Raw genomic sequence first — 13,780 nt, forward strand, 5'->3', positions numbered from 1 at the left:
CCCCTCTTTATAAAATGGATTGCATAACTTCTTTCGTTCTTATACGTAAAAAGTAGCCCGCTTGTTCAATAGACTGTTCTTTAGAAACGGTATCGCCGACAACACTTGCAAGCTTATAAAAGTAAGAAGATAATTGTAATTTACTTTCTTCTTCTATAAAGCCTGAAAGTAAAATGACCGGAACCCCCATTTCTTTCCCTACATTTGCGATACCTATCGGTGCTTTACCGGAAAGAGTTTGAACATCTGATTTACCTTCTCCTGTAATAATGAAATCAGCACCCCCTACTTGCGCTTTAAAATCGATAGCTTCCATTACTACTTCGATTCCTGGTTTTAAAGTTACTGGGAAAAACGCAAGAAATGCCCCACCTAATCCGCCGGCTGCACCCGCACTTGCCTTCTCGTGGAGTGCAATACCAGTTACATCCTCGATTTTGTTCGCTAAATGGAATAGGTTTTGATCGAGTACTTCCACTAAATCAGCAGTAACCCCTTTTTGTGGTCCGAAGACAGCAGTTGCTCCTTTAGGACCTATAAATGGATTATCCACATCACAAGCAATGATAAAATGCGCTTCTTTAATTCTTTTATCGAAATTTGTATCATCCACATTATGTAACTTAGCTAACGCCTTAGCACCTTCTGCTATTTCCTCTCCTGCTTCATCTAGAAATTTCATTCCTAGAGCACGTAACATGCCTGTTCCACCATCATTTGTCGCACTTCCTCCGATACCAACCACGAACTTTTTGTATCCGTGATCGAGTGCATGCAATATCAACTCTCCAGTACCAAAAGTCGACGCAATGAGTGGATTTTTTTCATCATCTTTTAGTAAAGTTAAACCAGATGCTTTAGCCATCTCGATCACACATGTTTCTCCGTCTCCAAGGACACCGTATTCTACTTGGACTGGTCTTCCAATCGGATCATGCACTTTAACTGGAACCGTATGTCCATTTGTTGCCATGATAAGCGGTTCCAGAGTCCCCTCCCCACCATCTGCTACAGGGAGTAGTACAGTTTGGATTGCTGAATCCATTTCCCTTATACCTGCAGCTATTTCACGAGCCGCTTCCATTGCAGTTAATGAACCTTTAAAAGAATCAGGACTAACAACGATTTTCATTCAATCACCTCTTATAGTTAAGCGCTTACACTTAAGTATATTGATAGTTTTTATTTTTTGCATTATACTTAAAGTACAATTTATCTGTATTATAACAGCTTATTTTTTATACTTGATGGAGGTTCTAATGATTACAAAACAGCTTGCCAATCAAATCGTTGAACAAACGATGCTAAGGCTACACCGAAATATTAACGTCATTCAAACAAATGGGATGATTTTAGCTTCCGGAGATAGCTTACGCGTTGATAGTATACATGAAGGGGCTGTTGTCGTTGCAGAAACGAGAGAGCCTTTACTTATAACAGAGGAAAATAATCATTTATTTCCTAAGACAAAACCTGGTATTAACATGCCTATATTTTTTCAAGAAGAATTAGTCGGCGTTATAGGGATTACAGGAAATCCGAAAGAGATTGAGGAAATAGCAACACTTGTTCAACTTACTACGGAAATGATGGTTTACCAAGCCTTGATCGCCTCGGAACGTGAGTGGGAAAGAAAAATGCAAGAGATTGTTTTTAAGGAATTAATGAGTGGACAGCCATTACAAAAAGTCATTTTTGAACGAATAAATAAAATAGGTTTTCAAAACAAACCTCCCTTTCATACAATAATGATGGAACTCGATCCAGAATCTAAATCCTATCAAACGATTCTACAAGGAATAGAACATTACTTCCACCATGATTCTATTTTAGTCGGGCATTATCAGTTAAAAGAACATTTCATCCTTACTTCTGGTTTAAACGAAAAAGCATTTCAACAAAAAATAAACCAACTAGCTCATACACTTAAGAAATACAATGCAGTGCCAATCTCAGTAGGTCAAGTCGTCCATTCACTCGATCAAGTACACCATTCCTATCAAACCGCAAGAATTGCGCTTGAATATGGACAACGAGAGCAATCTATTATTTATTTTGAAGAAGTTGAACTATATTCGTTATTAAAAAGACGAGATTCACAAAAATCGAAGAATTTTACTAATCGAATAGTAGGTGCATTAGACGAAAAGCTACTTCTCACTTTACATACTTATTTTAAGTGCAATCAGCAGCTTGCAATTTGTGCAGAAGACTTAGAAATTCATCGCCATACGCTTACTTATCGCCTTAAAAAGATTCATGATTTAACTGGATACAACCCAGCCTTGTTCCAGGACGCTATTGTGTTACAAATTGCCTTATGGATGCTAGATGGATATAAGTTTTCCTGACAAATAAAAAACCGTTTCAGCCTCTTGCGCTGAAACGGTTTATTCGTATGGTTATTTTTTAGCTAATGATACGTTAGCAACTTTTTTAGCGCCTACGTATTTTTTACCCCAGTAATATGGGTCATTTACTTTATCAACTTTTACACCTTTAGATGTTGATGCATGAATGAATTTGCCACTACCTATGTACATTCCAACGTGAGAAACACCTTTACCTGATGTATTGAAGAAAACTAAGTCTCCCACAGCCAAGTTTGCTTTTTTCACTGATGTACCCGTGCTGTACATTCCTGCTGCCGTTCTCGGAAGGTTAACACCATTGTTTTTGTAAATATATCCGATAAAACCTGAACAATCAAATCCTGCTTTCGTTGTTCCACCATAACGATATTTAATTCCTATTAAATTTTTCGCACTTGATACTATTTCATTGGATGCTACAGTGCTTGCTGCTTCTGTATTTCCTGCAAATGTTCCCGCGGCTAAAACTACAGTTAAACTAAAGATTGTGATGATTTTTTTAAACAAAGAAGTCAAAACTTATGTTCCTCCAAAAGATGATTATTGAAAAATTCTACTAAACTAGTAATTGCAAATTTCTCTATACCCATACTAACACGTTATAAACTTTAGTGAGTTTACAGTTGTGTAACAAAACTATTACAGTAATCTTCTGTTAGTTTTCAAATCTCTATTTCAACTAGTCATTTATTCGTAATAAAACATTCAATCGATATATATCTTTTATACCTGTTCCTATGGTATAAATAGTATATATAAATGATTAGGTATGGCCTAGGAACAGGGGAGAATTGTATTATGAAAAACACACTAACAGTACATCTAGGATCGATTATCGTTGGAATAATCGTTGCGATGCTGTTAATTACTTCAATCGCTACTTATAAAACTGCTTATGATGAGTTATATAAAGCGGCTGGGATTGAAGCTTATGGATGCGCCAATATTACCACGGGTTTGATTGATCCTTCTGATATGAAGAAACTATTAGCTGGGGATGCAACAGCAGTAGCAGCTGTTAGTAAGCAACTAAACTGGACTACTGCACATAAGGATATTTTTGAAACGCAGTACATTATTGATTTAGACGGAAAGTTATTGGCAATGGACGATCATTTGAAAGCAGATGGTTACAAGGCTGGCGATCAGTTTTATATAGATAAAGAAGCAACGGAGATGCTCGTTAAAATGGGACATCCTACTTATTCGGATATATACGAATTCGGTGGTATGAAGCGTCTTTCTGGATATGCACCAATTTATGAAAACCACGATCCAGCTGGTAAGATCATCGCGATTAGCGTAATTGATTTCGACGCATCTATCGTAGGAGACCGCACATGGGATGTCGTTAGTAAAGGGATACTTACTAGTTTAATTCCTATGATTCTTGCTTCTATCATTACGCTATTTTTGATAAGAAGAAAAACGAAACCTCTTTCGGTACTTATTGCCCATGCAGGTGAAATTGCAAAAGGTAATCTTTCTGTGAAAGATACAAACTTTGCAAGCAAAGATGAAGTTGGGGATTTAAGTAAAACTCTTAATAGACTTGCTGGAAACTTTCGCGAGATTATTGGCACCGTTCAAACGACTTCTACTCAACTTACGCAAAATGCAGAAGAAACTGCAGCTTCTTTAAATGAAATGAAAGATGCGGTGCATCAAGTTGCAACGAATATGAGTGAAACTGCTGCATCAGTTTCAGATGGCACACTGACAGCCGAAAAATCATCCACCATTTTACAGGCGCTTGCAGAAGATCTTCAAGACTCTAAAATAACGGCGGATATGAGTGTTCAAAATTCCAAAACAACGATGGCAACAGCAGAAGAAGGTTTAACTCGAGCAAGTGAAATTAGTCGTGATATGGACAAAATAAGAAAAGCTTCTATTGAAACAGGCGATACCATTCTGCGTTTAAACGAAGCAACAAAGAAAATTCAACATATTACCGGCTCTATTGCCGCAATTGCTGCTCAAACTAATTTACTAGCATTAAACGCGTCCATTGAAGCGGCTCGCGCAGGGGAACATGGAAAAGGCTTTGCCGTAGTTGCAGAAGAAGTTCGAAAGCTTGCTGAACAATCGAATAACGAAGTGAACCAAGTCGAAATGATTGTGCAAGATATTACAGCAAGTATTCTATCTGTTGTAAATTCTACGGAAGAAAGTACAAAACTAATCGAAACAGGTTCGACTACTGTATTACAAACGTCTCAATCATTAAGTGATATATCGACGGAAGTTGCAAAAACTGTAGAAGAAATTTCCACGATCTCTAGCAAAGCAACAAGCGAGGCGGAAGATTCCAAGCAAGTTGTGAAGCTTATTCAGCAACTAACAGAATCTATTCGCGAAATAGAAGAAGTAACTACATCTATCTCTGCAGCGACCGAACAAACAACTGCTTCTATCGACGATGTAGCAAGCCGCTCAAACGAAACAAGCCATATGGCACAAGAGCTTCAAGAAATTGTTGGCAAGTTTAAGTTGTAAATATGAGAAGGAAAAAGCCTGTCTATTTTCCAATGTGCAAAATAGACAATATTAATATTAGGGGATTGTCAGACATAATAGGGAAACTGTGCGGTAGTGAGTTGAATGAAGTGTCCGCTGGGATTTCCGCTACAGGGCGGACGCTTTCCGCGGGCACGGCTTCAATCTCCTCGGAGCTCTCGCTCCTGCGGGGCTTTCAGCTCGTACTGTTTCCGCTGGAGTCGCCACCCCTTCGCTACAATCCAATAGAGTTTGCTATTTAATCCATAATGAGCCAGTAAATTTAGTACTATGTTGCATTTTCTATGGATGAAAACCTTTGATTAATGGATTAGTCAACAAGTTCTATTGATTGAAGCGAAGGCGGCGGCACCTGCGGGATCAGCGGGACAGGTGAGACCCCGCAGGAGCGTGCGACGAGGAGGCTCACCGCCCGCCCCGCGGTAAGCGTCCGCCTGGAGCGGAAATCAATTGCCTTTGCCGTATCTCTTTACGTCGCAGTTTCTTTATACTGCATTTCACTAAGAAATAACATTACTAGTATGAAATATCGATCTTTACTTTAGCAAAATAAAAACTCGCTTCCTATATAGGAAAGCGAGTTTTTTACTCTATCTATTAATGAATACCATGTGCAACCATGGCATCTGCTACTTTTAAAAAGCCTGCAATATTTGCACCGACTACGAAATTACCAGGTGCTCCGTAAGCTGCGGCCGCATCATAACAGCTTTTATAAATATCTTTCATGACGACTTGTAGCTTTTCATCCACTTCTTCTACAGTCCAAGACAGGCGCATGCTATTTTGTGACATTTCCATTGCAGAAACCGCCACACCCCCAGCATTAGCTGCTTTCCCTGGTGCAAATAAGACACCACTTGTTTGGAGTGCATGAACCGCTTCTTCTGTACAAGGCATATTAGCGCCTTCTCCTACCGCCTTTACACCATTTGCAATAAGCAACACTGCATCTGTTTCTTCTAATTCATTTTGCGTCGCACAAGGTAAAGCGATATCGCAAGCAACCGTCCAAATATTGTTGCAGCCTTCATGATACACGGCATGTTTATGAAACTTTATATATTCTTGTATTCTTTTATTGTCGAATTCTTTTAATTTCTTCACCGTTTCCACATCTATTCCTTTTGGATCATAAATGTAGCCACTAGAATCACTGCACGCTAGTACAGTTGCACCTAACTCAATTGACTTCTCCATCGCATAAGTTGCGACATTTCCAGAACCGGAAACAATTACTTTTTTTCCAGCGAAGCTATCACCATTACCTTTTAGCATTTCTTCCACAAAATAAACACAGCCATAACCAGTCGCTTCTTTACGTCCTAAGCTACCGCCATGATTTGGGTCCTTACCAGTGAAAACACCTGCTTCAAAGCCACCTTTAATGCGATTATATTGCCCAAACATATAACCAATTTCTCGTTTTCCAACGCCTATATCTCCCGCAGGTACGTCCATGTCCGCTCCAATGTATTTGCTTAGCTCGGTTATAAAACTTTGGGTAAAACGCATAATTTCACGCGATGACTTTCCTTTCGGATCAAAATCCGAGCCACCCTTCCCTCCACCTATTGGCATACCAGTCAAGGCATTTTTGAATGTTTGTTCAAAGGCTAAAAACTTCATAATACTGCTATTTACGGTCGGATGGAACCGGATTCCTCCTTTATAGGGTCCAATGCTATTATTAAATTGCACGCGGAAACCACGGTTCACCTGCACCTTGCCTGTATCATCTTCCCAAGCAACACGAAAAGAAATTACTCGGTCAGGCTCCGTAATACGTTCCAAAATACCATTATGCATAAACTCAGGATGCTTAAAAAAAACAGGACGAAGCGAATCAAAAATTTCACGTGTTGCCTGCAAAAATTCTTTCTCACCTGGATTACGCTTCTTCACTAGCTCGTAAACCTCATGCACATAATCATTTGCTCTACTTTTTTGTTCCTGTTCTCTCAATAAATCCATATATTTTGCCCCTAACGTATTCATTCTTTTATCTATTATCTCGAATCTTCTAAAAACATTCAACATAAAGATAATAGCAGTATAATAATTATACATAAAATGTAACAATTATACGGCTAAAACAACCTTAAAAAATCATTCAATTCAAAGAAAAGACTTCTGTTTACAAGCTCTTGAGGTATCAATCAATCGAGAAAATTATTAATACTACTAATCACTCTATCATCTCACTTGTATACATTATACATTCTATCGTAAATTAAAAATTTTCTGAAAAACATCTGTCAGCTTTTTTCACTTTATAATAAATAAATTAATGACTATATAGCGAAAGTTAAGAAAAGAGGAATAAACATGGAAACAGTTAATACGCCAACATCTAAAAGAAAGTGGAAACCATCTATTCCACATGTATATGTCATATTATTTTCGCTCGTTATTGTAGCGGCAATTTCCACTTACATATTTCCGTCAGGTGAGTATGAGCGGATGGTGGACGAAGCAGGTAGAACGATTGTTGTAGCGGATACATATAAAGAAACCGTTTCTACTCCTGCAAGCTTTTGGTCGATTTTCCAAGCGGTACATAAAGGAATGGTGAATTCGGCAGGTATCATTTTCTATATATTCATCGTTGGAGGTTCTTTTGGTATTTTGCAAGCAACTGGTGCCATTGAAGCAGCAGTTGGTTCGATCGCGCAAAAAATGAAAGGGAAAGAAATTTTAATTATACCGATTCTTATGACTTTCTTCGGCCTATCTGGCGCAATGCTTGGTTTAGCAGAGGAGACAATTCCTTATATTACAATTTTAGTTCCTTTAATGCTTTTAATTGGATATGATTCTATGGTAGGGACGGCTGTAGTGCTTCTTGGAACTTCAGCAGGATTTACAGCAGCCTTTATGAATCCTTTCACAGTTGGAGTGGCTCAAGGCATCGCCGAAGTTCCTTTATTCTCCGGTCTTCATTTACGAATTCTATTTTTTGTTATATTTCTGGCAGTAAGTATTTGGTATGTCATGCGTTATGCACGAAAGATTAAAAAAGATCCAACTAAAAGTGCACTTTATAATGATACAGATAGTGATAGCTTCAAAATTCCTGATACTATCCTAACGCTAACGAACCGTCACAAAATAATTTTTGTTATTTTACTTGGAACACTTGTCACACTCGCATTCGGAGTTATTAAATTTGGATGGTATTTATCTGAAATTGCCGGGTTATTCTTATTTATGGGTATCCTAATGGGGCTAGTAGGAAAGATGAACTTCAGTCAAATTTCAGAGCAATTCATCGAAGGATGTCGAGTGCTTGTAATGGGGGCATTAGTAGTCGGGGTTGCAAACGCAATATTAGTTGTTCTTCAAGATGGTAAAATTATGGACACTATTTTATACGGATTCTCTTCTGTCATTGGTGACATGCCTGCTGGTTTTGCAGCGTTTGGTATGTATATGGTTCAATGCTTACTCAATTATATTATTCCATCCGGTAGTGGACAGGCAGCCTTAACAATGCCGATTATGGCTCCGCTTTCTGATCTAGTCGGAGTAACTCGCCAAACGGCTGTTCTTGCCTTCCAGTTTGGTGACGGAATATCTAATATATTCACACCGACATCCGGATATTTCATGGCAGGACTTGCACTTGCCAAAATTTCTTGGGTGAAATGGGTTAAATGGATCTTCCCTCTTATTTTGATTCACTATGTGTTAGGGGCAATTTTCGTTACCATCGCACATTATATAGGATTTTCTTAATAGCATTCCCCCTCGATTCGCGGGGGTTTTATTTAATGGAAAGGAACTAAAACAATGAAACCAGATATAAATTTAACAAAATGGGTTATTGAACAACGACGTTACTTACACACACATCCAGAAATTTCCCATGAAGAAGTTGCCACAAAAACCTATATAACAAAACAATTACACGCTCTAGGAATCGAGACATATTCCATAACTGGTAAAGACGTTGTCGGTATTGTGCACGGAGAACATCCTGGAAAGACAGTTATTATTCGTTCCGATATGGATGCTTTACCTATACTAGAAGAAACGGGCCTTCCATTCGCTTCTGTCAATAAAGGAGTTATGCACGCTTGTGGACATGACGGACATATGTCCATTTTACTCGGTATCGCTAAATTACTAGTCAGCAATACGTCAGCTATACATGGTACGATTCATCTTTTATTCCAACATGCGGAAGAAGCAGTTCCAGGAGGAGCTGGTGAAATTGTGAAAACTGACTTTCTGGACGACAAAGATGCCATTTTCGGTTATCATTTATGGCAACCTTTGAAATCTGGTCTAATCGGAGTTCGTCCAGGTCCTACTATGGCAGGTGCTGATCGTTTTTCCATTACTATTTATGGAAAAGGAGGACATGGATCGATGCCGGAAGAAACTATTGATCCAACGCTTGTTATCTCACATATTATTACGCAGCTACATACCATTGTCAGCCGCAATATTAAAGCGATCGATCAAGCTGTGTTAAGTATTGGCGAATTAAGTTCGGGTACAACTTATAATGTAATTCCAGATACAGCGTATGCTTCTGGTACTGTTCGTTATTTTAATATGGAAACATCTCTGCTCATCCGAAAAAGAATGGAAGACATTGTAGATGGTGTATGTAGATCGTTTGGTGCAACCTGTAAAGTAGAGTACTTTCACGGGGATCCACCTGTATTAAATAACAAAGCATTAACCTCTTTTATTCAAAAAACGGCTGTTTCCCTTTTTGGTGAAGAAAAGGTTGTGGAAATCGATCCGATTTTAGGTGCCGAGGACTTTGCTTGCTACTCACATAAAATTCCCGCGTCATTTACGTTTATTGGTGTTGGTAAAGAAGAGGCTCCATACGGACATCACCATCCAAAGTTTGATATTGACGAAGATATGCTCTCTGTAGGTGTCGAGCTGTTTACGACTGGAGTACTCGATTATTTAAGAGATGGTATTGCGGAGAACAATTAATTCGATAGAGATTCCAATTCAGTAATTAGCTTTAACCAACTAACCGGTCATGGAGAGCAACCAAATCGTTAGTGAAAGCAATCAACTATTAAAATTAGATTCAACTTAACTCGAATAATGCACATTATAGGGAAACTGCGCGGTAGTGAGTTGAATGAAGTGTCCGCTTGGATTTCCGCTATAGGGTGGACGCTTTCCGCGGGCACGGCTTCCATCTCCTCGGAGCTCTCGCTCCTGCGGGGCTTTCAGCTCGTACTGTTCCCGCCGGAGTCGCCACCCCTTCGCTACAATCGAGTAGAGTTTGCTATTTACTCCATAAGGAGACACTATATTTAGTACGATGTTGCATTTTCTATGGGTGAAAACCTTTGATTAGTTAAATAAGATAGACTATCTAGCGATTGTGATCAATTATTGGGAGCTACCATTGCTTGAATGGCTAATAGCAACTTTCCTATAATTTATACTGTACATAAAATGATTCTAAATAAGAAACTTCTTGCCAGATGTAAATAAATTAAATAGTTTTTTTGCATTGAATTATGGATTAGTCAGCAAGTTCTATTGATTGAAGCGCAAGGCGGCGACACCTGCGGGATCAGCGGGACAGGTGAGACCCCGCAGGAGCGTGCGACGAGGAGGCTCACCGCCCGCCCCGCGGTAAGCGTCCGCCTGGAGGGGAAATCAATTTCCTTTGCCATGTCTCTTTACCGCACAATTTCCCTAAACTGATCGACACGCCATTGAACTTATAATTTCCTATACCATAAAAAGTGGCTCCATCAACAAATGATGGAGCCACTATTTCTATTAGTAAAGGCTTTTAATAAGTGTTTCTAGCATGACTGGCATTTCAACAAAAGCACTATCTACATGCAGTCTCTCTGTTCTTTGGTGTGCATCTTTACCAAATGGACCTACATTAAGCACTGGACCTTTTAGCTGCGCCATATCTTCAAATGGAATACTGTATGTGTCTCCCCAAACCGGTGTATTACTTTCAAAGGCAGTCCAGCCGTTGCCTGAATCATCATAATTTACATAGCTTAAATCACAAATGCCGTTAAAGTAGTGGATTTGATCAATTTTATTATTGAACGATTGTCCCGATTTCTTCAGCAACTCTACAGCTTCTACAATTAACGGATCATTGGATGTATTGACCGCTGGGTAGTAAGGAGGTGTGAATAATATGACAGTCGCTGGCGCTAGTTCTTGGCACTGAATCATTAAGTTATCAACAATACGCAAGGATTTTTCACGATCGTCCCAATCCTCCTGCATAAGCGCCTCCTGTTTCAAGCGCTCGACTTCCTCTGCTCCTAATTTTTGAGTTGCATAGGCAAGCAATTGTTCATATCGTAATACTTTAACTGTTCCTACACCCTTTACGTCCTCACGTTGACAAATTCTTTGATAATCGGTATTAAGCGCATCCATAGCCTCTGTTGTGACCTGTTCAAAAAGATCCATCACTTCCGCCGCCGTACGTTTAAATAAGAACACATTATATAAAGCTACTGCACGGTATGGAGTTTGTGTTGAATAAGACATCTTCAAATCTTTTTGCTGCAAGGAAACTGGTAGTGGCGTACTTTCGCCTAAATCCGTTTCACGGAAAAGTGAATTCCACTCCATACGTTGGGTCAAGTAAGATGCTATAAAGTTCGCCGTCATTCCTTTCATCGGCTCCCCAACATGTGTTTCTTTTCCATAAAACAAAGCTGCGGGCATAATTTTACCGATTGTTCCTGAGTAAATATACTCCGCAATATCCGTTGGGTTTTGAGAAAACGATGGCTCACTATTTAAAAACAATTTATATGTTAACCCAAATTCCTCACGTAGACGTACTAGCTGTGTTACCGCTGCACGCATCCCGGCAGAATTCACTTCCTCATCTGGAACAGTAGTCAACACAAGATTGATCGGCCATTCTTCGACAGTTGCTTTTTCTATCAATTGCATATGAAGTGCAAGACCCATTTTCATATCCATCGTGCCACGACCAAATAGATACTTCCCAGTTTCTAAATCGATGCGAGCTGACTCGGGTAAATCGCTTGGATCTTCCATTAATTTATTCGTTAGCTCCTCTGGAAAATATGCGAGTGGCTGTAAAGCACCATACTCCTCTGTTTGAACCGTATCAAAATGGCTGATCAAAACAACTGTTTCAACCGCTTCTGGGTGTTTATATAATGCAGTTACTGCATATCTTCCTAGTCCTGCATCAAGCAACTGTAGATGACTCGGGTGATCTTGAAAATACTTTAATTCTCTTAACTTATCCAATGCTTTCGGAGCAAAAGTAGTTTCCCCTTCTGTTAGCGTAATACTATCCCAACTAACAAGTTCACATAACAATTCCCGAAGTGTTTCTGGTGTACTCCATAATAATTGATTCATTCTCTATTTCTCCTTTGTTGCAAATGCCTTATGCAATGATTACTAATATTCAGAAAACATATGTTAGTTTTCTTGAACAACTTTAGTATTTACCAAGGCTTCTTTTTGATGTTTTTTCTCTAATCTTAATTTATAGAATAGCATACAAGCGATGAAAAAACCTACCCCATAATATAAACCTACTCGCTGTGTAGGGTCAAATGCTAAAAATACTAATATTAATAAACAAAACGCTATACAAAATATTGGAACCAATGGATAAAATCGAACTTTATACCCTAAATCCTCGACTTTTCCTCCATCCTTAATATAACGTCGTCGGAACATGAGCTGGGATGTAGCAATTCCCATCCACGAAATAGTAACTGAAATCCCGGCTATCGACATTAATAATACAAATACTGTATCTGCCTCCATTACACTTGTAAGTAATGACAATAAGGAGAAAGCCATCGTAAATATTAAAGCAGTTACCGGAACTTTTCGTTTAGATAAACGACTGAATACTTTTGGTGCCATTCCTTCTTTTGCCATTGACCATAATAGTCGAGTAGATGCATATAAGCAAGAATTTCCAACAGACAAGATAGCTGTCAAAATAACAAAGTTCATAATACTACCAGCGTATGGAATTCCAGCTAAATTCATTAAGGTTACAAATGGACTTTCAAGCAACCCAAGTTCAGAAGCTGGGAAGATAGCCGATAATACGATAATAGAAGCAATATAAAACACGACGATTCTAAAAAGAATTGTTCGAATAGCTTTCGGAATATTCTTTTCCGGGTTTTCTGTCTCACCCGCTGCAATACCTACTAATTCTGATCCTTGATAAGAGAAAATAACATTCATCATCGTCACGAAAACAATAACAATCCCTGCAGGGAACAGTCCTGTAGGCGCTAAATTAGTAGCGAATGGTGTAGCTCTTTCTTCCAATGGAATAATCCCAAAAATTGCTGCAGCCCCAATAATGATAAACAGGATTACCGCAACAACTTTAATACCTGCAAACCAAAACTCTGCCTCCGCAAAAGCTCTTGTTGTAAGCGCATTCAAAGCAAATAATAAAATCATGAAAATGGCACACCATATCCAAATCGGCACATCAGGAAACCAATGCTGCATAAGTATCCCGGCTGCAGTAAATTCCACCCCAGCTGTAGCAGCGGATCCTACAAAATACATCCATCCAAGTGAAAATCCCGCAGAAGGACTTATAAATTTTGTCGCATATGTTTGGAAGGATCCCGTAACCGGCATATAAACAGCTAGCTCCCCTAGACAAACCATGACCATATATAAGATTAGACCACCAAATAAATAACCAAGAATAGCTCCCCCAGGACCAGCTTGGTTAATCGTATAGCCAGCATTTAAAAATAAACCCGTCCCAATTACCCCTCCAAGTGAAAGCATAAATAAATGACGGCTTTTCATCGAACGATTTAATACATCATGCTGTGATTGTTCCCCAATATTAGACATACTATTTCCCTCCCCTATTACGATTTAGT

9 protein-coding genes are annotated in these 13,780 nt (G+C 39.0%); 4 read left to right on the forward strand and 5 right to left on the reverse strand.

The annotated features are described in order from the left end of the window. Positions 1–7 precede the first annotated feature (7 nt). Entirely contained in the window at positions 8–1,132 is a 1,125-nt protein-coding gene (locus FG382_RS14075) for a glycerate kinase (protein WP_142539526.1), read from the reverse strand. Positions 1,133–1,259: 127 nt separating this feature from the next. On the opposite strand from FG382_RS14075, the gene FG382_RS14080 reads away from it, so the two are divergent. After that, entirely contained in the window at positions 1,260–2,351 is a 1,092-nt protein-coding gene (locus FG382_RS14080; protein ID WP_142539527.1) for a CdaR family transcriptional regulator, read from the forward strand. A 51-nt stretch (positions 2,352–2,402) separates the two neighbouring features. Here FG382_RS14080 and FG382_RS14085 read toward each other — a convergent pair whose 3' ends face one another. Continuing rightward, positions 2,403–2,888: a C40 family peptidase gene (locus FG382_RS14085; RefSeq protein ID WP_142539528.1), complete on the reverse strand. Its 486-nt coding sequence runs from the start codon at positions 2,886–2,888 to the stop codon at positions 2,403–2,405. Positions 2,889–3,170: 282 nt separating this feature from the next. Here FG382_RS14085 and FG382_RS14090 point away from each other — a divergent pair, with 282 nt between their 5' ends. Continuing rightward, a complete protein-coding gene (locus tag FG382_RS14090; RefSeq protein ID WP_142539529.1) occupies positions 3,171–4,871 on the forward strand; it encodes a methyl-accepting chemotaxis protein in 1,701 nt (566 codons plus the stop codon). 618 nt (positions 4,872–5,489) lie between these two features. Here FG382_RS14090 and gdhA read toward each other — a convergent pair. Continuing rightward, a complete protein-coding gene (gdhA, locus tag FG382_RS14095) occupies positions 5,490–6,866 on the reverse strand; it encodes an NADP-specific glutamate dehydrogenase (protein WP_142539530.1) in 1,377 nt (458 codons plus the stop codon). 354 nt (positions 6,867–7,220) lie between these two features. Between gdhA and FG382_RS14100 the strand changes: the two genes are divergently transcribed. After that, the gene (locus FG382_RS14100; RefSeq protein ID WP_142539531.1) at positions 7,221–8,630 is read left to right on the forward strand and encodes a YfcC family protein; all 1,410 of its coding nucleotides are present in this window, start codon (positions 7,221–7,223) and stop codon (positions 8,628–8,630) included. A 54-nt stretch (positions 8,631–8,684) separates the two neighbouring features. Further along, positions 8,685–9,854 (forward strand): M20 metallopeptidase family protein, encoded by a 1,170-nt coding sequence (locus FG382_RS14105; protein ID WP_142539532.1) that lies wholly within the window; start codon positions 8,685–8,687, stop codon positions 9,852–9,854. A gap of 810 nt (positions 9,855–10,664) precedes the next feature. Here FG382_RS14105 and FG382_RS14110 read toward each other — a convergent pair. Then, positions 10,665–12,263, reverse strand: a complete 1,599-nt coding sequence (locus FG382_RS14110; protein ID WP_142539533.1) for a M20/M25/M40 family metallo-hydrolase — start codon at positions 12,261–12,263, stop codon at positions 10,665–10,667. Positions 12,264–12,326: 63 nt separating this feature from the next. Further along, complete coding sequence (locus tag FG382_RS14115; protein ID WP_142539534.1) at positions 12,327–13,751, reverse strand: amino acid permease; 1,425 nt, start codon at positions 13,749–13,751, stop codon at positions 12,327–12,329. Positions 13,752–13,780 lie beyond the last annotated feature (29 nt).

Source organism: Psychrobacillus lasiicapitis (genome assembly GCF_006861795.1).
GTDB classification, from domain to species: Bacteria; Bacillota; Bacilli; order Bacillales_A; family Planococcaceae; genus Psychrobacillus; species Psychrobacillus lasiicapitis.